General features: G+C 69.4%; 21 protein-coding genes. 10 read left to right on the forward strand and 11 right to left on the reverse strand.

From position 1 onward, the window contains the following. Positions 1-5: 5 nt before the first annotated feature. The gene (locus ACO06I_RS14880; RefSeq protein ID WP_421933343.1) at positions 6-689 is read right to left on the reverse strand and encodes a GDSL-type esterase/lipase family protein; all 684 of its coding nucleotides are present in this window, start codon (positions 687-689) and stop codon (positions 6-8) included. 121 nt (positions 690-810) lie between these two features. Next, positions 811-3105 (reverse strand): TonB-dependent receptor, encoded by a 2295-nt coding sequence (locus ACO06I_RS14885; RefSeq protein ID WP_421933344.1) that lies wholly within the window; start codon positions 3103-3105, stop codon positions 811-813. Between the two features lie 233 nt (positions 3106-3338). On the opposite strand from ACO06I_RS14885, the gene ACO06I_RS14890 reads away from it, so the two are divergent. Beyond that, entirely contained in the window at positions 3339-4025 is a 687-nt protein-coding gene (locus tag ACO06I_RS14890) for a TMEM175 family protein (RefSeq protein WP_421933345.1), read from the forward strand. On the opposite strand, the gene ACO06I_RS14895 is transcribed toward ACO06I_RS14890, so the two are convergent. Together ACO06I_RS14895 and ybaK are read right to left on the reverse strand one after the other, a co-directional pair. Then, positions 4022-5716 (reverse strand): hypothetical protein, encoded by a 1695-nt coding sequence (locus tag ACO06I_RS14895; protein ID WP_421933346.1) that lies wholly within the window; start codon positions 5714-5716, stop codon positions 4022-4024. The genes ACO06I_RS14890 and ACO06I_RS14895 overlap by 4 nt on opposite strands. Before the next feature lie 98 nt (positions 5717-5814). After that, complete coding sequence (ybaK, locus tag ACO06I_RS14900) at positions 5815-6285, reverse strand: Cys-tRNA(Pro) deacylase (RefSeq protein WP_421933347.1); 471 nt, start codon at positions 6283-6285, stop codon at positions 5815-5817. 51 nt (positions 6286-6336) lie between these two features. On the opposite strand from ybaK, the gene ACO06I_RS14905 reads away from it, so the two are divergent. Then, positions 6337-6978, forward strand: a complete 642-nt coding sequence (locus ACO06I_RS14905) for a hypothetical protein (RefSeq protein WP_421933348.1) — start codon at positions 6337-6339, stop codon at positions 6976-6978. Positions 6979-7040: 62 nt separating this feature from the next. Beyond that, positions 7041-7730 carry a hypothetical protein gene (locus ACO06I_RS14910; protein WP_421933349.1) on the forward strand — a complete coding sequence of 230 codons (690 nt, stop codon included), beginning with the start codon at positions 7041-7043 and terminating at the stop codon, positions 7728-7730. A 67-nt stretch (positions 7731-7797) separates the two neighbouring features. On the opposite strand, the gene ACO06I_RS14915 is transcribed toward ACO06I_RS14910, so the two are convergent. Beyond that, positions 7798-10584, reverse strand: a complete 2787-nt coding sequence (locus ACO06I_RS14915; protein WP_421933350.1) for a PAS domain S-box protein — start codon at positions 10582-10584, stop codon at positions 7798-7800. Between the two features lie 90 nt (positions 10585-10674). Next, complete coding sequence (locus tag ACO06I_RS14920) at positions 10675-11190, reverse strand: RNase H family protein (protein WP_421933351.1); 516 nt, start codon at positions 11188-11190, stop codon at positions 10675-10677. 117 nt (positions 11191-11307) lie between these two features. On the opposite strand from ACO06I_RS14920, the gene ACO06I_RS14925 reads away from it, so the two are divergent. Further along, positions 11308-11670, forward strand: a complete 363-nt coding sequence (locus ACO06I_RS14925; RefSeq protein ID WP_421933352.1) for a hypothetical protein — start codon at positions 11308-11310, stop codon at positions 11668-11670. Here the strand turns inward: ACO06I_RS14925 and ACO06I_RS14930 are convergent. Then, positions 11667-12605, reverse strand: coding sequence for a LysR substrate-binding domain-containing protein (locus ACO06I_RS14930; RefSeq protein ID WP_421933353.1), 939 nt, complete (start codon positions 12603-12605; stop codon positions 11667-11669). The genes ACO06I_RS14925 and ACO06I_RS14930 overlap by 4 nt on opposite strands. 103 nt (positions 12606-12708) lie before the next feature. Here ACO06I_RS14930 and ACO06I_RS14935 point away from each other — a divergent pair, with 103 nt between their 5' ends. From ACO06I_RS14935 to ACO06I_RS14950, 4 genes are all read left to right on the forward strand, one after another. Continuing rightward, positions 12709-13335, forward strand: coding sequence for an FMN-dependent NADH-azoreductase (locus ACO06I_RS14935; RefSeq protein WP_421933354.1), 627 nt, complete (start codon positions 12709-12711; stop codon positions 13333-13335). Between the two features lie 213 nt (positions 13336-13548). Continuing rightward, on the forward strand, positions 13549-14613 hold the full coding sequence (locus ACO06I_RS14940; RefSeq protein WP_421933355.1) for a sensor histidine kinase: 1065 nt from the start codon (positions 13549-13551) through the stop codon (positions 14611-14613). Positions 14614-14666: 53 nt separating this feature from the next. Further along, complete coding sequence (locus ACO06I_RS14945) at positions 14667-14795, forward strand: hypothetical protein (RefSeq protein WP_421933356.1); 129 nt, start codon at positions 14667-14669, stop codon at positions 14793-14795. A gap of 89 nt (positions 14796-14884) precedes the next feature. Then, positions 14885-15058, forward strand: coding sequence for a hypothetical protein (locus ACO06I_RS14950; RefSeq protein WP_421933357.1), 174 nt, complete (start codon positions 14885-14887; stop codon positions 15056-15058). Positions 15059-15079: 21 nt separating this feature from the next. Here ACO06I_RS14950 and ACO06I_RS14955 read toward each other — a convergent pair whose 3' ends face one another. The 4 genes from ACO06I_RS14955 to ACO06I_RS14970 form a co-directional block, all read right to left on the reverse strand. After that, complete coding sequence (locus tag ACO06I_RS14955; RefSeq protein WP_421933358.1) at positions 15080-15463, reverse strand: hypothetical protein; 384 nt, start codon at positions 15461-15463, stop codon at positions 15080-15082. A gap of 100 nt (positions 15464-15563) precedes the next feature. Further along, on the reverse strand, positions 15564-15758 hold the full coding sequence (locus ACO06I_RS14960; RefSeq protein ID WP_421933359.1) for a hypothetical protein: 195 nt from the start codon (positions 15756-15758) through the stop codon (positions 15564-15566). A 44-nt stretch (positions 15759-15802) separates the two neighbouring features. Then, on the reverse strand, positions 15803-16720 hold the full coding sequence (locus ACO06I_RS14965; RefSeq protein ID WP_421933360.1) for a DUF6454 family protein: 918 nt from the start codon (positions 16718-16720) through the stop codon (positions 15803-15805). 85 nt (positions 16721-16805) lie between these two features. Further along, positions 16806-17297, reverse strand: coding sequence for a hypothetical protein (locus ACO06I_RS14970; RefSeq protein WP_421933361.1), 492 nt, complete (start codon positions 17295-17297; stop codon positions 16806-16808). Between the two features lie 432 nt (positions 17298-17729). Between ACO06I_RS14970 and ACO06I_RS14975 the strand changes: the two genes are divergently transcribed. Further along, positions 17730-18269, forward strand: a complete 540-nt coding sequence (locus ACO06I_RS14975; protein ID WP_421933362.1) for a hypothetical protein — start codon at positions 17730-17732, stop codon at positions 18267-18269. After that, positions 18259-18708 (forward strand): hypothetical protein, encoded by a 450-nt coding sequence (locus ACO06I_RS14980; protein WP_421933363.1) that lies wholly within the window; start codon positions 18259-18261, stop codon positions 18706-18708. Before ACO06I_RS14975 ends, ACO06I_RS14980 begins: the two co-directional genes overlap by 11 nt. Positions 18709-19025: the final 317 nt, after the last annotated feature.

Genomic DNA, 19025 nt, shown 5'->3' on the forward strand with positions numbered 1-19025 from the left:
CGGGGCTAGCCCTCGCAGGCCCTCCCCGTCTTGACCTCGTGTTCCAGCACCGGGCGGACGACCTCCGTCCACAGCTCATAGCCGGCCGGGGTCATGTGGAGACCATCGCCGACGAAGATGTCCTTCGGCGCGCCGCCCTCCAGCATGGGCGGGACCACGTCGACATAGTCGAGGTCGGCGCGCTGGTCGGCGAGCGCCTTGATCTGGGCGTTGGCCTCGGTTTGGGCGGCCAGTTCGGACCAGCGGGCCTTAGAGGGCTTGAGCGAGAGGAAGTAGACCTTAGTGGCGCCCAGAGTCTTGTCCTTGCGGTCCAGGAAGGCCTGGAAGTCGGCGACCACCTGGGCGGGCGTGCGGCCCACATGGATGTCGTTGTCGCCGGCATAGAAGAAGATTGCTCTCGGGCGATAGGGCGTCGCCACCTGGTCGAAATAGAGGGTGACGTCGGCGATCTGCGAGCCGCCGAATCCGCGGTTGATGACGCGATAGGGCGCCATGTCCTGGTCCAGGGTCTTCCAGAACCGCACGCTGGAGGAGCCGATGAAGAGGAAGCCGCAGGGCTTGGGCGGCGCGGTTTTGTCGAGCTCCGCGAAGTGGGCGATCTCCGGCGAGAACCGGGTCTCCGGCGGCGGCGCGGCGGCGATGAGCGACAGCAGCGCGAGCGACAGCAGAGCCGCGATGGACCTGGACATGAGCGTCTCCCCGTTTGCGGGGAGACTAGTCAGCGGGCCGCGATAGCGCCAGGGCGCGCCGGCCGGAGGCGCCACATCTGGGCGGGGGCGGCCGAACCGGCCCCCGCCCAGCTCTCATCTCCTAGAAGTCGTGCGCCAGGGACACGCCCCACTCCATGGGCGGGCCGTAGCTGGCCTCCTTCAGGCCGAAGGCGGCGCTCGAGGCGTTGCCGCTGACCTTGACCTGCTCGTCGGTGAGGTTGGTCCCGAAGGCCTCGATCCGCCAGGCCTCGTCGGGCGACGCCCAGGTGATCCGCGCCCCCACCAGGCTGTAGGCCTTCTGGGCCAGATCCTCGTCGTTGGCGATGTCGTTGTAGTACTTGCCGAAATAGCTGACGTCGCCACGCAGGGTGAGGGAGCCCAGGTTCCCCAGCTCGACGCGGTGCTGCAGCCCGGCGTTGACCGTCCATTCCGGCGACTTCACGAACTTGGTGGTCAGCTTGATGGGCAGGATCTGGGTGGGGCCCAGGCCCTGGCCGACCTCGGTGTACTTGGTCTTGGTGTGGCCGACGGCCAGGTTGACGTCCCAGCCGGGAGCCGGACGGGCGACGGCCTCGATCTCGAAGCCCTTGATCTCCCCGGCCGCGGCGTTGGCCACGAAGTTGCGCGGCGTCTGGTTCACCGTAACCTGGATGTCGTCGTACTGGCTGAAATAGGCCGCCCCGTTGAGCACCAGCCGGCGGTCGAACCAGGCGGTCTTGGCGCCCAGCTCATAGGTGCGGATGGTCTCCGGCTGATAGGCGGTGACCTCGGTGATGTCGGCCAGGGGACGGGCGTTGAAGCCGCCGCTCTTGAAGCCCTTTCCGGCCGAGGCGTAGAGCAGGACGTCGGACTTGGGTTTGAACTCGAGTCCGACCTTTGGCGTGAAGGCCGACCAGGAATCCGACACCGTGGTGTTGGCCACGATGAAGCCGTCGGCGATGCGCCGATGGTCCAGGTAGTAGGTCTTCTCGTCCTTGTTGGCGCGTCCGCCCAGGGTGAGGCTGAGCCGGTCGGTGAGGTTGAAGGAGCCCTGGGCGAAGGCCGCGTAGGTGGTGGCGTCCACCACCGTATAGACATTGGCCGAGGGCGAGATCGGCGGCGGCGTGGCGGGCGGGCGCAGGCCCAGGGCCAGGTGGGCGTAGCCGCGGTCCGAGCCGTGTTCATTGAAGTAGTAGAGCCCCGCCACCCAGGTCAGCCGGCCGTCGAAGCCCTCGCCGTTGAACTGGAACTCCTGGCTGAACTGGCGCTGCTTGTCCCAGTTCTGGGTGTGGCGGAAGGTGAAGGGACTGTTGTCCCCGTCGCGGGCGAACTGCGCCTTCAGGTGACGATAGGCGGTGATCGACTTGGCCTGGATCGCCCCCAGGTCCCAGTTCACCGTCCCCGAGACGCCCCAGAGGTCCAGATCGTTGACGTTCGGGCCCGAGCCCCAGGTCGTATAGGGGTCGCCGGTGATGAAGGAGGGGTTGAGGGTCTTCTGGCCGTTGGGGGCGGTGATCCCCAGGCCCGGCGCCACGAAGGTGTTGAAGTTGGTGAGGAAGGGCGCGCCCGTGAAGCCGGGCCGATTGCCCACCGCGATCAGGGTCTGGGGCGCGGAGTGCTCCCGGGCCCGGGTGTAGTCGGCCGAGAGGTCGACGGTCAGGTCCGGCGTGGCCGTCCAGCGCAGCTGCACCCGGCCAGCGTCGGCGTTGCGATTCCCCAGGTCCTGGCCATCGGACAGGCGATGGGCGTAGCCGTCGCGATTGAGGCTACCCCCCGAGATGCGGGCGAAGAGGTTCTCCCCCAGGGGGATGTCGAGGTGGCCCTTCAGGTCGCGGCGCTTGAAGCTGCCGACGGTGCCCTCCAGCCGCCCGGCCAGCTCGGTCCCCGGCGCCTGGGAGGTGATCAGCACCGCCCCGCCGATGGTGTTCTTGCCAAACAGGGTGCCCTGGGGCCCGCGCAGCACCTCGATCCGGCCGACGTCGAAGGCGTCCAGCATGCCGCCGATGGAGCGGGCGAAATAGACCCCGTCCACATAGATGCCGACTCCCGGATCGGAGAAGATCGCGAAGTCGTTCTGGCCGACGCCGCGGATGAAGACGGTGGCGTTGTAGTTGCCCCCCGAGAGCTGGGCGGCCCCGTCGAAGCGAACATTGGGCGCGAACTTGGAAATCTCCGCGACATTGTCCACCCCCCGGTCGGCCAGGGCCTCGGCGCCGAAGGCGGTGACGGCGACCGGGGCGTCCTGCAGGCGCTCCTCGCGCCGGCGGGCGGTGACCACCACCTCCTCCACCTGGGCGGTGGCCTCGGCCCCCTGGGCGAGCGCCGGCGGCGCAAAGCTCACAAGCGATCCCGCGGCGCCGAGGGCCGCGCCGGCGGCCATCAAGCGGGCGCGAGTCCTGCCAGTCTGATGCAGCATAATGTCCTCCCCATATTGTTTGTTGGACTTACAAAACATGGGTCTGCGAGATGTGGCAACAGAAATATGATGGGTCACAAACAGTTAGTTAGGTAGATCGTACGGTTCCGAACGCAATAGTTTGGTGCCAAACTAATATTCGGCCAGCTGAGTCCCTGGCCTGCCGGGGCGGAGGCGGGCCTCGACAGCGTCACCACCGTCGCGCTAGCCTCGCCGCCTCCAAGGGGGCGGGCATGGCGTCATCGAGGCGGGCCGCGACGGCCAAGGTCGCGCACAGGGGGGCGCCCGCGCTGGCCGTCCGAGCCGAGCCGCACGACGAGAGCCTGCTGCACCGCCTGCTGTTCTTCTCCGACGCGGTCTTCGCCATCGTGCTCACCCTGCTGGTCCTGGAGCTGCGGCCCCCGGAGGCGCACGGGCCGGAGGCCTTGCGGGCCGCCCTGGCGGGGATGGGCGGCCACTTCGTCGCCTTCGCCATGACCTTCACGGTGATCGGCATCTTCTGGGCGGCGCACATGAACACCCTGCGGGCGCTGCGGCGCTTCGACTGGCCCACGGCCCTGGTGAACCTGGTCTTCCTGTTTCCCATCTGCCTGCTGCCCTTCGTCACCGGCCTGATGGCCGAGGCGCGGTTCGAGGCCCTGGCCTGGACCATCTACAGCTGGGTGCTGATCGCCGCCTCGGCGGCCAATGTGGCCCTGGTCCTGACCCTCTGGCGGGGCAAGGGCCGGCTGACCGGGGGCGCGTCCCCCGGCCTGGCGCTCTACCGCGTCAGCCGCGCGGCGGCCCCGGGCCTGGCCTTCGGGGCGGGGCTGGGAGCCCTGGCCCTCGGGCGCCTGGACCTGGCCCGGTTCTGCTGGCTGCTGATCCCGGCGCTGTTCCTGGCCTCCCGCCTGCTGCTGGCGCCGAAACGCCCCGCCTAGCCCTGGGCCAGCCAGGCCATGATCTCGGGCCAGTACCGGTGGCCCAGGAAGCGGCCGATATCGGGGAAGACGCGGACGGCCTCCACGTGGTCCCCCAGCCAGGCCTGCATCTCCTCGACCCCGTTCATGGGGTCCTGGTCGCCGTGCCAGAGGGTAACAGGGCAGGCGAGGTCGGAGAGGTCAGGGCCGCCCGGACGGGCCGCGCAGCGGATGGCGTCGGCGGCGCCGCGGGCGCTCACCGCCACCGACTCCCGGGTGTAGTCGATGATGAAATCCAGCAGTTCCGGATGGGCCTTGAGATAGGCGGCGTCTCCGGGCGCCGAGGCCGCGGCGCGGGCGTAGCGCTCGAACTGTGCGCGGCTGAGGCTGAGCCGCATCATCTCGAAGATCATGTCGGAGAGCCACGGGTTGCGGTAGATGCGCCGCCAGAACAGGGTGAGCGTATGGCCCTTGTCACGCTCGCGCTCGGCCTGCAGGCCAGGCGGGCGGCCGGAGACGATGAGCATCCGGGTGGCGGAATCCCCCAGCTGCAGGGCCGCCTCCAGGGCGTAGGCCGCTCCGTCGGTGTTGGTGATGATCTGGACGCCGTCCAGACCCAGATGACGGCACAGGGCCACGGAGTCGGCGGCCACATTGGCGTAGGTGAAGTCCGGGTGCGGATCGGACCGTCCGGCGCCGGCCCGCTCGGTGACGATGGCCCTCAGGCCCAGGTCGCGGGCCAGCGCATTTGTGCCCCGGGGCAGCAGGCTGGAGGCCAGGTCCTGCGTGATCACCAGCACGGGGCGGCCGGCGGGGTCGCCATAGTCGCGCCAGGCCAGGCGGCGGCCATCGGCGAGCTTGAACAGCTGCACCGGCGGCGCGGTCTCGGCGGCGCCGCGCTCGGTGGCGAAGATGGTGGGGGAGGCGCGCCGGGCGCCAGGGTCCTCGAAGGCCTGGGCCAGGGTTCCGAGCTGGGTCAGGGCCCGGACCAGCTCGCTCTGACGGTTGAGGCCCATCTTGTCGAAGACGGCGCGCAGCTGGTTGCGCACGGTGTTGAGGCTGACCTCCAAGTCCTCGGCGGCCTCCTTGAGGGAGAGACCGTCCTTCAGCCGGGCGGCCAGCCGCGTCTCGGCCGGGGTCAGGCCGAAGCTCTCACGGACGCTGGCCCAGAGGCGGTCGGTGGTCTCCAGCGCCGGAAAGACGATGGCGATGTCCCCCTCCCCTCGCGGTGATGGCGACGGCAGGGTGGCGGCCAGGGCCGGCGGCAGGGCGGCGGCGGGGGTGACATAGGCGAAGTGCGGGCCCTCGTCGTCCTCGTCGAGGAACTTGACGATGACCTGGCGGCCGCGGGTCTCCCGCAGGCGCTTGCGGGCCTGGGTCAGGGCCTCGTGATTGGAGGGGTTGAGGAAGGCCAGGCCGCGGGCCTCGATGCGTCCCAGCCGGCGCCGGAACAGGCTCTCCCCGGCCCGATTGCAGGCCACCGCCCCGCCGGCGCCCGAGACCACGATGACGCCGACGTCGGCGCGGCCGGGCTCGCCGCCGGCCGCGGCCCGGGCCAGGCTGGCCATGCCCCGGGTTCCCTGGTCATCCTCCGCCTGGGCCGGCACGTCCAGGGCCTCGATCACCTGCTCCCAGCGCTCGGGATCGGCGGCGACGGCGTACATGGTCTCGATGACGAGGGCGACGTTGGCCTTGGACTGGGCGGCGGACATTCGGGCCTTTGGGGCGGAGACCGGGAGGACCAGCTTACACCGGGCCCGCGCAAGTCGATCCCCTTTCCTCCCCGGCGCGGCCCGAGGGCGGGCGCGGGTCAGGTGATGGCCGCCACCTTGGCCCCCAGGGCCGCCACCAGGTCTGCGGGCGCGAGCTGCGCCTGCAGGCCCCGCTGGCCGCCGTTGACGAAGACCTGGGCGTGGGCGAGCGCGGCCTCGTCCACCACGGTGAGGGCCGGGCGCTTCTGGCCGAAGGGGCTGACCCCGCCGACCCGGTAGCCGGTGATCCGCTCGGCGTCGGCGGGCTTCATCATCGCCGCCGCCTTGCCGCCGAACACGGCGGCCAGCTTCTTCATGGCCACCTCCTGGTCCGAGGCCAGCACCGCGCAGACCGGCTTGCCGTCCACCTGGGCCATCAGGGTCTTGAGCACCCTCGCCGGATCGGCGCCGAGGCTCTCGGCGGCCTGCAGACCCACGCGGCCGGCTTCCGGATCATAGTCGTAGGTGTGCAGAGAGAAGGCGACGCCCGCCTTGCGCAGCGCCAGGGTCGCGGGAGTGGTCTTGGCCATGGTCGGCAAGCTAGCTGGACGGGGCGGGCTTGAGAATGCGAGACGAGGGCCATGCGCGTCCTTCCCCTGCTCCTCGTCCTCCTGGCCGGTCCCGCTGCGGCGGCCGACTGGCCCGACACGCCCCTGGCCCGCCTGTCGGCCCAGGCCCAGGTCCAGGGCCTGAACGCCGAGCTGTTGAGCCGCGACAGCGCCACGGCCACCCTGCAGCTCTGGTGCGACGCCCACGGGCCCGGCGGCGGGGCGAAGATCGTCGCCCGGCGGATCACCTGGGCCGACAAGCCCGCGGGCGAAACCGAGAGGCGCGACCTACGGGTCTCCGCCGACGCCCCCCTGGCCTATCGGCGGGTGGAGCTGGCCTGTGGCGACAAGGTGCTGTCGGAGGCCGATAACTGGTACCTGCCGGCCCGCCTGACCCCGGCCATGAACACCGCCCTGACCACGACCCAGACCCCCTTCGGGGTGGTGGTGCGGCCGCTGGACTTCCGCCGCCGGACCCTGACGGCCGAGGCGCTGTTCCAGCCCCTGCCGGCCGGGTGGGAGGGCCGCCCCCTGCCCGCGGCCGGGCCGGGCGCGCTGGCCGTGCCGCACGAGATCCTGCGCCACCGCGCGGTGCTGACGACGCCGGACGGGACGCCCTTCAGCCTGGTGGTGGAGACCTATACCGACGCCCTGCTCATCGAACCGCGTTCCTAGACGTCTTCCAAGGCGACGCTTGTCAGCCTAGACTTGTGGTCCTGCAACGGGGAGTAGCGACCATGAAACGACTGGCTTTGAGCGTCCTCGCCGCGGCGATCCTCGCGGGCGGGGCTCCGGCCCAGGCGCAGGACATGAGCCACACCGAGAAGCTGAGCCTGCAGCCCAAGCGGGTGAAGGGCCTGCTGCTGGGCTACGGCTACGACCTCGGGGAATACTCCGGCCAGGTCAAGGCGATGAACAAGCAGACCCGGGCGCTCGGCATGTTCTCCAGCGACTACGCCAAGACCAATTTCACCGTGTCCTCGCCCCGCCTGAAGGCGCCGATGAACGTCAGCTGCGAGGGCGGTCAAAACCGGTTCGGCTTCAGCTGGATCGACTTCAAGCGCAACGACCTGGCCTATGTCTGCAACTTCGAGGGCGGCCCCCCGGACGCCTCCTTCGCCCTGGTTCTGAGCGACGGCAAGTTCATGGACAAGCTGTACCAGCCGCAGCGGGCCGCGGAGATCCGCTATGGCGGCGTCACCCTGCGGGCCAAGACCAGGAAGATGCCCGGCTCCATGCCCTTGGGGGGCGGAAGCACCATGTCCTACGTGATCCTGAAGGGCGATCAGGAGGTCGGCGGCATGGTCCGCACCCCCTTCAAGGGGACGGTCTATCTGCCGGTCCAGGGATCGCCCGACCGGGACGCGGCCGCGGCCATGGCGCTGGCCCTGTTCTTCTTTACCGACCCGGGCGCCCAGACCCGCTGACCCCGCGACGCCTTGAGTTGGAGCGGGAGGGGGCCGGAAAGCCGGTTCCCACTCTTCCTCATCCCGCTCAGCGCTCGATCATCTCGCGGATCTTGGCGGCCAGCTGATCAAGGGCGAAGGGCTTGGTGATCATCTCCATCTCCGGGTCCAGGAAGCCCGAGCGCACGGCGGCGTTCTCGGCGTAGCCGGTGACGAACAGCACCTTCAGGCCCGGCCGGTGCTGGCGGCCGATCTCGGCCACCTGGCGGCCGTTCAGTCCCGGCAGGCCGACGTCGGAGACCATCAGGTCTATGCGCTGGTCCGACTGCAGGATCGGGATGGCGGCCTGGCCGTCATGGGCCTCGATGGCCGCGTAGCCCAGCTCCGAGAGCACCTCCACCACCAGCAGGCGCACGGCGTCGTCGTCCTCCACCACCAGCACGGTCTCGCCGGCCCCGCGGGGCGCCTCGGGGCGGATGGGCTCGGCCTCACCCTCGCCGGCCTCGCCGGTGAAGCGCGGCAGGAAGAGCTTCACGCTCGAGCCCTGGCCCACCTCGCTATAGATGCGGACGTGGCCGCCGGACTGGCGGGCGAAGCCGTAGATCATGGACAGGCCCAGCCCGGTGCCCTGGCCGATGGGCTTGGTGGTGAAGAAGGGGTCGAAGGCCTTGGCGATCACCTCCGGGGTCATGCCGGTCCCGGTGTCGGTGACCGAGAGCACGGTATAGTCGCCGACCTGCAGGTCATCGTGGCGGGCGACATAGCGGGCGTCCAGGTGGGTGTTGGCGGTCTCGATGGTGAGCTTGCCGCCGGCCGGCATGGCGTCGCGGGCGTTGATGGCCAGGTTGAGGACGGCGTTCTCCAACTGGCCGGCGTCGCCGAAGGCCGGCCAGACACCGGGATCCAGCGCGATCTCCAGCGCCACCTGCTCGCCGAGGGTCCGCTGCAGCAGGTCGCCCATGGAGGCCACCAGGGCGTTGACGTCGATCGCGGTCGGATCCAGCGACTGGCGACGGGCGAAGGCCAGCAGGCGATGGGTCAGGGCCGCCGCCCGGCTGGCGGAGGTCGAGGCCGCCTCCATGAACCGCGAGATCTCCGAGAGTCGTCCGGTCTCGATGCGCCGCTTGATCAGGTCCAGGGAGCCGATGATGCCGGTGAGCAGGTTGTTGAAGTCGTGGGCGATGCCGCCGGTGAGCTGGCCGACGGCTTCCATCTTCTGGGCCTGACGCAGGGCGTCCTCGGTCTCCCGCAGCCGGGCCTCGGCCTCCTTGTCGGCGGTGATGTCGCGGGCCACGCAATAGTTCAGGCCCTCGTCGGAGACGGCGGTCCAGGAGAGCCAGCGATAGCCGCCGTCGCGGTGCTGGAAGCGGTTCTCGAAGCGCTGGGTGGGCTCGCCCACCGACAGCTTGCGGACCTCCTCGCGGGTGCGGGCCCGGTCCTCGGGATGTTCCAGCCACTCGGTGGTGCGGCCGGCCATCTCGTCCTCGGGCCAGCCGAGGGTGGCGGTCCAGGCCGGGTTGGCGCTGAGCACGATCCCGGCCTTGTCGGTGACCATCAGCAGGTCGCGGCTGACGTTCCAGATGCGGTCGCGCTCGCGGGTGCGGGTTTCGACCTCCTCCTCCAGGGCCTGCTGGTGGCTGGCCTGGGCCTCGCGGGCCAGGACCATGTCCTCCACCTCGGCCGCGGCGCCGACCCACTTGGTGACCCGGCCGGCCTCGTCGCGCAGGGGCAGGCCGCGGACCAGGAACCAGCGATAGGCGCCGTCGTGCCGCCGCAGGCGGAACTCGACATTGTAGGGCTCGCCCGAGGCCACGCAGGCGCTCCAGACTCCGCCCACCCGCGCCAGGTCGTCGGGATGGATGGCGGCGAACCAGCCGTCGCTGACCGTCTGCTCCAGGGTCAGGCCGGAATAGGTCAGCCACTGCTGGGTGGCGTAGTCGAGCCCCCCGTCGGGAGCAGCGCTCCAGGCGAAGCCCGGCATGGCCTCGGTCAGGGTGCGGAACCGCAGCTCGCTGTCGCGCAGGGCGGCCTGGGCGGCCTTCATGTCGGTGATGTCGAAGCTGACCCCCAGGAAGCGGCGGGGCGCGTTCTCGTCGGCGGGCAGCACCTCGCCGCGGCGGCCGATCCAGCGGACCTCGCCGGTGTCGGGCCGGGTGATCCGGTACTCCGAATACTCCAGGGGCTTGTCGGACTGGATGCGGTGGGGGCCGGTCAACGGACGATCGGCGGGGTCCACCAGGCTGACCAGCAGCTTGTCGGTCACCTCCACCTCCGGCGCGATGCCCCAGATCCGGCGGTACTCCTCGGAGACCTCCACGCGGCCGCTGTCGGGATACCATTCGAAGGCGCCGACGCGGCCGGCCCGCTGGGCGATCTGCAGGCGCTCGTCGGCGCGGACCCGTTCGGTGATGTCGAAGACGATGGCCAGGACGCCAGCCGGAACACCGTGCTCGTCGAGCACCGGGCTGTAGTCGAGGTCGAGGAAGACCTCCTCCGGCGCGCCGTTGCGGAATAGCACCAGCTGAGTCTTGCGGTAGGCCAGGGTGCCGCCGGCCAGGCCCACCTTCATGACATTGGCGTTGAAGTCGGCCACCTCCGGCCAGCCCTCCAGCACCTTGGAGCCCAGGAGCTGGGGGTGACGCTTGCCGGCGAAGATGGAGTAGGCGTCGTTGTAGATCATCACCCCGTCGGGGCCCCACAGCATGACGATGGGAACCGGGGTCTGCAGCAGGATGTCGGTGGCGGTCTTCAGGCTCTGGGGCCAGAGGTCGATGGGGCCGAGGCCGGTGGCCCCCCAGTCGAACCTCCGGATCAGGGCGCCGGTCTCGCCGCCACCCCTTGGCCACTGGAACTCAGGTGCTTCCCGCAGGCTCATGCGCGCGGCGGCCGACTGTCTGGCAAGATGAGCGCCCCCTCGCGGCCCTAAACGCGCAACCTTGGCGTTGGCTGCATGCGCGGCCGGAATTCAGGCGTCCGAAAGCCCGGGGAACTTGGCGAGGTTGGGCTTGGGGATCGGCGAGGTGAAGGCCCCGGCGGCCTTGCACTTCTCCCGCGCGAAGTCCGACCAGGCGGCGACGAAGCCGGCCGGCTCCTTGCCGCTGGGGGTGGCGGTGACCCGGGTGAAGGTCACGGGCCGGGCCAGGACGACGGCGGCGACCTTCTCCCAGAGGTCGCGATGGGCGACCGGCTCGCCCGTGTCCGTGACCCAGCCGGCGGCCTTCCAGGCGGCGAGGCTGGCGGCGCCGGCGATCACCAGGGCGCTGTCGGAACAGACGGTGACCGCCGCGGCGGCGGGGGTTCCCTCCAGCTCGGCCAGGGCGCGGACCACCGCCGTCAGCTCCATGCGCGGCGTGACAGCCTGGCGTTCGCCGCCGGCGACGCCGCGGGCCTCGCCGCGCCAGGTCCGCACATAGGCCCAGCCGCCAAAGCCACGGCTGTCGGTGCAGACGCCGTCGGTCCACAGGGTGATGGTGTCGGTCATGGCCGCCTCTTGCCCCGCGCTTGCGCCAACCCGCAAGCCCTAAGCCTTGCGGGCCCGCCGCAAAGCGATCATCTGCTGGGCTCACGCGGCCGTTCGCGGCCCTGCCGGAATATCGAAATGCGTAAAGAAGAGATCGGCGATCGCGCCAGCGAGATCGTCTGGCGCGGCCGCCAGTGGATCGTCACCGACTTCGGCCTTGAGACCCTGGGGGATCCCTTCCCCTATGAGATCGCCGCCATCCGCCTGAGCGAAGGCTGGCAGGGGGCCGACGAGAGCCTGCTGGCCTGGCCCATGGAGCTGGCCGGCAAGACCTGGGTCGACTACCGCGACTTCGTCACCGCCTTCCTGGTGGCCCTGGGGGTGCACCAGGAGGCCTACGCCCCGGTGGACATCGCCACCATCCGCGCCTCCCTGCGCGAGGGCGCCGCCCGCTGGGAGGCCACCAAGGCCGAGATGCTGGGCGAATTCGACGACGACTAGGTCGGGAGGTCGGCCGCTTTCGCCGCCTTGCGGTGGGCGTAGCAGGCGTCCCAGTAGGGCTCGCCGCCGAACCGCTCCAGCAGCAGCTCGGTGAGCGCCCGAACCTTGCCGGCCATGTGGCTGGCCGGGGGCGGGCGCACCACATAGAGGCCGGCCTCCGGGATCGGATAGTCGCGCAGGATCGGGACCAGGGTCCCCTTCTCGATGGACTGGCCGCTGAGGAAGGTGGGCAGCATGGCGATCCCGACCCCGGCCTCCGCCGCATAGACCAGGGCCTGGCCATTGTCGGCGCGGAAGCGGGCGTGGCCCTGGACGGTGATCTCCCGCCGGCCGTCCCGGAAGCGCCAGACCTCGTTCATCTGCAGCACCGCGTCGTGGCCGGCCAGCTCGGCCGGGGTCCTGGGCTCGCCGCGGCTGGCCAGATAGTCGGGGCTGGCCACCATCACCCCATGGATGGGGGCGATCTTGCGGGCGATCAGGCTGGAGTCCGACAGGGTCCCCAGCCGAACCGCCACGTCGAACCGCTCGCCGATCAGGTCCACGAACCGGTCGCTGTAGGAGGCCTCCACCTGCAGACGGGGATGACGCATGGCCAGCTCCGCCAGCACCGGCGCCAGGTGGGTCAGGCCGAAGGACAGCGGCGCGGCGATGCGCAGGGTCCCTACGACCTCGTCGCCGCGCTGGGCCAGGGCGTCGCGGGCGGCCTCCAGGTCGGCCAGGACCTGGTCGGCCCGGCCCTTGAACTCCAGCCCCGCCTCGGTGATGGCCACCCCGCGGGTGGTGCGGCTGAGCAGCTGGGCGCCCAGCTCGGCCTCCAGGCGGGCCACCCGCCGGCTGACCATGGACTTCGACAGGCCCAGCCTCTGCCCCGCCCGCCCGAAGCCGCCGGCGTCGGCCACGGTGACGAAGGCCTGGATATCCTCGAGATCGAACATGTTCCCATTTCCGCAACAGTCTGGGGCCATAAGCCTCACTATTGTTGCGAGTTTGGAACCACCAGCTTGGACGGGTCAATCACTCAGCGCCCCGGAGGGCGACATGTCCCAAGTTCTCGTTCTCAATTCCAGCCTCAGCGGCGAAGCCTCGGTCTCCCGCATTCTCGTGGCCGAAACCGTGGCCCGGCTCACCGCCCGCGATCCCGCCGCCAAGGTGGTGATCCGCGACCTGGCGGACGCCGCGGTTCCGCACCTGACGCCCCAGACCGTCGCCGGGGTGCGCGCCACGGCCACGACCCCGGCCGAGACCGCGGCCCGGGCCCTGTCGGACGCGCTGATCGCCGAGCTGCGCGCCGCCGACACCATCGTGATCGGGGCGCCGATGTACAATTTCTCGATCCCCACCACCCTGCGGGCCTGGTTCGACCACGTCCTGCGGGCGGGCGAGACCTTCAGCTATTCCGAGGCCGGTCCCAAGGGCCTGCTGGAGGGAAAGAAGGTGATCGTGGTGGAGAGCCGCGGCGGCCTCTACAGCGAGGGCCCGGCCCAGGCGATCGACTTCCAGGAGCCCTATCTGCGCCAGCTTCTGGGCTTCATCGGCCTGACCGACGTCACCTTCGTCCACGCCGAGAAGATCGGCTATGGCCCCGACGCCCGCGACGCCGCCATCGCAGGCGCCAAGACCCGGCTGGCCCAGGTCATCGCGGGGGGCCTGCCCCAGGCGGCCTGACGGTTGAACCTTCCTCCCCCACCCCGGGGAGGAAGGTTCTCCGGGCGCATTGAGCTGTACTCGCGACCAATTGCCTCTGAGATCTCTTATTATGTCTGACACAAGACAAGTTATGTGAAATAATAGACTTACCGTTGGAAGAGTTCTTGGCGCCGACGGCAGAGAGATCTGGGCGAAAGCCCGTGCTCCCGCCATGCGCGAAGGAGCTTTCTATTGCCCGGCACCGCCGATCAGAGCCTCGCCATGGCCATGGTGGCGTCCTCCACCGCCCCGCTGCTGCTGCTGGACGGAGAGTTCGCGGTAATCGCGGCCAGCGCCTCGTTCCTGACCACCTTTCATGTCGAGCCCCCCGCCGTGGCGGGGCGCCCGATCTTCGCCCTGGGCGCCGGCGAGTGGGATGTGCCGCAGCTTCGCTCCCTGCTCGCCGCCAGCCTGTCGGGGGCCGAGATCGACGCCTATGAGATGGACCTCAAGGCGCCGGATGGCCCCCACGCCCTGATCCTCAACGCCCGGCGGCTCGACTACGGGGAGGCCGAGGCCCCGCGCCTGCTGCTCACCGTCACCGACATCACCGGCGTCCGCCTGCGGGACCGGCAGGGGGCCGACGCCCTGAAGGAGAAGGACGACCTGCTGCGGGAGAAGGCCATCCTGCTGCGGGAGGTCCAGCACCGGGTCGCCAACAGCCTGCAGATCATCGCCAGCGTGTTGCTGCAGACCGCCCGCAAGGTTCCGTCGGAGGAGACCCGCGCCTATCTGAAGGACGCCCACAACCGGGTGATGTCCATCGCCACGGTGCAGCAGCAGCTCTCCGCCACCAGCCTCGACGCCGTTCTGCTGGGCCCCTATCTGGGCCGGCTGTGCGAGAGTCTGGGCGCCTCGATGATCCGCGACCCCAACCAGATCACCCTGGCGGTGACCTGCGACGACAGTCTTATCGAGGCCAATGTGTCGGTGAGCCTGGGCCTGGTCGTCACCGAACTGGTGATCAACGCCCTGAAACACGGCTTTCCCGGCCATCGGCGCGGCAAGATCGTGGTGGACTACCAACGCGACGGCGACAACTGGACCCTTTGCGTGCAGGATGACGGGGTCGGCATGCCCACGAACGTGGAGGCCGCCAAACCGGGCCTGGGCACCAGCATCGTCGAGGCCCTGGCCAACCAGCTCAGCGCCGGGGTCGAGATCACGCAGGCCCATCCCGGGACGCGGATTTCGATCGTCCACACGGCCCTCCCCGTCCTCCACGGCGTCGCCCCGGCGACGACGGAGGCGGTCTAGACGACTGACGGCCCGCCCCGGGCCGCCAGGCCAAGCCGCAAGGACCCTCTCTCATGCGAACCTATCCCAGCACGCGACCCACCGCCCCCAAGGGCCTGAACGACCCCCGCTCCACCGGCCCCACCGCCGAGCGGCCCAAGCTCGTCCAGGCCGCCCTGCCCAACGGCCAGCAGCGGCGCTGATCGTCGAACGGGCGGCCCGATAGTCAAGCTTTACTGCGGGCCGCCGGGCGGCGTGACGTGTTAGGATAAGGCTTCCGGAGGACGATCCCTTGGCTGACCCGACAGATGACCCGCCCGCCGAGACCCCGATCCAGAAGGCTCTGCGCCTGAAACAGGCGGCCCTGGACGCCAAGCCCAAGCCGCCCCGCGGCGGCCGTTTCCAGCGCGAACGCGCGGCGGCGGCCTCGTCCTCGGCCAAGTCCAAGCCCTGGATGTCTCGCTAGGCGCGGCGTCGGCCCTTGAGCCTAACGATGGTCGCACACCCACTTGGCGGCCTCGACAAGGGGGCTGCCCCCGGCCACGCGCGTCTCACGGAAGACCCCGTCCTTCATCTCGTCGAGCACCGCCCAGGTGGACTTGTCGGGGTCATAGGACGACCATCCAGAGGTGTTCTGAGCGCAGTTCACCCGATGATCGCGGACGCCCTTGGGAACGCCGCAGAACCGGAACCGGAACGCCGTCTTTCCGTCCGGACCCGGATGGACACTGTCGGTGTCCACGCAGCTCTCGAGCCCTTCGATCGGGGAATCGGAGACCTGCAGCCAGGTCTCGGCACGCGCCGGGGCCTCAGCCCAGACCAGGGCCAGACCGAGCCCTGACGCGACGCCCCAGCGACATAACCTCTGCATGCCAAGCCTCCCGCAACAGGTCCGCCGCGCCTCGCGGCGTCGCCGCCAGCTTCGCAGCCTGACCCGGACTTGTCACCGGGCGCGTCGGGACCTCAGGGCTTCAGGCGTCGTCGCCAGCTTCCACCACGCCCCGCAGATGGGCGAGGAATTCCTCGCGAGAGGCCTGGGTGAAGGCCTGGCCCAGTTCCTGGGTGGCTTCCAGCAGGTTGTACTTGCCGTCGCTGAAGCGCAGCAGGACGCTTTCGATATAGCGGTCCAGCAGGACACGATCGGGGCCGGTGAGATTCTGGTGCATGGCTGCAAACTACGCTCCCCGCCGGCCGCGCGCCATGCTCTGCGTCAATTCCGGGGTGGGGCGGCGTCGTAGGCGAAGAGGGTGGCGCGGTCGTCGTCGGGCATGAACCAGGCGCGCACGCCCCCGCCGCTCGCCTCGACGAAGACCGGGTTCTGGGTCATGGGCCGGCCCGACGGCGCCCATAGGGCCACTGGCGCCTGCCAGACCGGCCGGTGGTCGCGCAGGTCGACGATCTCCAGCCCGCCGAGGGAGAGGCTCCCGCCCTTGGGGCTGCGATAGTCCGCCAGGCCCGAGCACAGCATCTTACGGCCGCCCAGGGCGTGGCAGTCCTGGTAGTCGATGTAGCTGGTGGGATTGGCGCTCACCTTCGGCGGACCGGCGCGGCCCGCGCGCGATATCGACCAGCTGTAGAACCGCCGCCCGCCCCAGGAGACCCCATGCAGGGTCCGGGTCTGACGGTCATAGGCCACCGCCCCGATGTGGTCGGCGACCCGCAGCACCTCCACCGCCCGCAGGGTCTTCGGGTCGACGCGGTAGATGACCGCGCGGCTGTCGGGGCGGTACTCGGCCACCGGGACCCAGAGATCCCGGCCGTCGAAGTCGATTCCGCCGGGGTGATAGGCGTCGCCGTCGCCGAGGATCAGATCCCCCAGGCGCTCACCGGCGGCCCCGATCCGCAGCAGATGCCCCACGCCCGCCCCGGGGCTCCGGCCGCCCGGCGCCCCGGCCAGACGCGAGGGATAGGCCTTGATCTCCACCGCCGAGACGAAGACGTCCTGGCCGATCCTGACCATGCCCTGGGGATGGTAGGCCGGGCCGGCCACGGGAACCGCGGCGGCCAGGGTCCAGACCGTGGCGCGGTCCACCTGCATCAGCCGGTCGGCCAGGGACGGCGCGGCGAGGGCCGGCGCCCCCAGAAGCCCGAAACCCGACAGGATCAGCAGGGTGAGGGTCTTGATCATCCAGGGACTCCGCGTGGCGGTCGCGGCCACCACGCCCGACCTTCCGGTCCGTCCGCAACCGAAATCCGCAGGCCGCCCCCGGATCCTAGCCGCCGTGCATGTGCTCGCAGCTGACATTGGGGTTCATGTCGGCGAAGGCGCCCTTGGGGTTCGGCTTCCAGGCCCAGACGTGTAGTTCGTAGAAGGGGTTCAGCCCATAGCGGTTGGGGGCGCCGTTGAAGGCGAACAGGTGACCGGAGAGCGAGGCCGGCCCCTTGAAGGAGATGTACTCCACCGCCACCAGGGTCATCTTCCCGCCCGGCCCCGGCTCATACATCACCGCCTGCGGCCGCTTCACGTCGGGAACCTCGTCCTTGAGGAAGTCGCCGTTGACATAGTGGACCCCCATGGCCCCGCCATCGATCCCGCTGGTGCAGGGGATCGGCGCATAGCCCTCGGCGACGGCGACCTTCACATCCTTGAACCGCTCATTGGCGGCGCGGACCTGCTCCACCAGCGGATTGACGGCCACGCCGGCCGAGGCGCCGCCGACGGCGAACAGGGAAACCAGGCCCACGGCCCAAGCAAGCGTCTTCATGCATCTTCTCCTGGGCCCAGGAGCGGGCCGGGAGCGGTGACTAGCCGGGCGTGAAGCTTGGCCGTGAGAGGCGATGAGGCCAATTTGCGGGGGTGATCGCGTCGGCGCGGTCGACGGCTCGTCGCAAAGGATGCGTGGCGGTGGGCGCAGTGCGCCGCCAACCATTCTCTGCATTTCCCTGTTTCGATATTTTATCTTCCGCCGGATGGCGCGCGCCTGACACTGCCTCGCCGAGCTCGCCCCGGAGAATGGCGCTTTCGTCGTCGGAATGCACCTCTGGGACAGGTGAAATAGCGCTCCAAGAACAGGGAATCTCGACTCGCAGAACAGGGATCCTTCGGCGGGAGAGCAAGGCATCATCTCGACCGGCTAGAAGAACATCTGCGACCACCACGACACCCGGCGCCGGGGCGAGGCCACTGGGCGCGAAGCTTGCTGAACGAGAACAAAGCGCGTACAGACTTTGTTGTGTCAGACGTAAATCCTCCGAACGCGGCCTTAGATCCGAGCTTTTTCGATGGCCGGCTGATGATCGATATCCTTGCTTGGAATTGGAACCTGCGGGTTGCGATTGGCGACCAAGCAGTGACTCGCCCAAAGGCGCGGTCCCACGGCCTGGACTACAGCCGCGACTTCACTATCCACGGCCGCGTCCGCGCACCCCGCGAACTTCGCGGCAAGGAGATGAAAGTGACGCTGTCGCCGTTTGGCCCGAGGGTGCGCTTTGGACAGAGAGGCCTGCAGCAGGTGGGCGCCTTGGCCGAGTTGCCCCCAGGCTCCGACTTCGACTTTGAGGCGATGCTCATGTTGCCCGAAGAGGCGATCGCCTCTACCGCAACGTCCTTGGCGTTGACCTGGAAGCATCTCCAGATCCGGATCGGCGTCGGCGGTCCCGGGAGCACAAGCATCGTCGCCTACCACTTCCACTGCAGCATTCACCCAAATCTCGAAGCCTGGGCAAATGCTGACTGAAGCGCGGCTAGACTTTCTCATCGAGCTGCGTGGCTACGACGGCGGGCTCGGCCTTATGCCTTGCCCGCCGTCGGTCCCGAAGGCGCATCGCTTTCAAAACGGTCTGATCTACTCTCGAACGATTGAAATAGAGGGTCGTGTGGTTGCGCCTGAAGGTTTGGCCGGCCGCCGAGTGCGCATCTGGCTAGACCAACTGGAGAGCTGGCACTTCAGTCGAAGTGAGCCGCCCCACATCGGCGACATCTATGATCGGGCGGGAGAGCTTCCAGGGGGCGGCCTGGAGACCACGCTCTACATTCCCAAGGATGCGTGGCTCACAGCCACTATTTGCCTAAGCACAGTCTGGCGCCATCTCAGGCTGACGGGAGCCGATGGCGACGGTCGAGGCATGCGCCTCGTCGACTTCTCATTCTCTTCGAGCAGCCTGCCTGCTCGTTGAGGATGACCCACTACCGGCCGGGCGGGCCAAATCTCAGCGCTGGCGTACCGACTTCCCCAGTCGCGCTGCAGTACCCCAACCGCTTGGTTTGGTTTTCCCAGCACCTCGGACTCTTTGCCGCCTGACAAATCTTCCTGTCAGCTTCGAACTGTTGATTGCATTGGGGCCTGTCACTCCATTTCTCACCCGGTCGTGCCGAGCCACCGGAGCCGCCGCCGGAACGCGGACTGTAGCCGGACGGGAAGCCGCCGCCATAGGGAGGCAGCGTACCTGGAGTATATCCGTGACAACTCTGGCACCCCCGGATTCCCCAGTAG

The sequence above is a fragment of the Phenylobacterium sp. genome (assembly GCF_965229015.1).
In the GTDB taxonomy this organism is placed as follows: domain Bacteria; phylum Pseudomonadota; class Alphaproteobacteria; order Caulobacterales; family Caulobacteraceae; genus Phenylobacterium.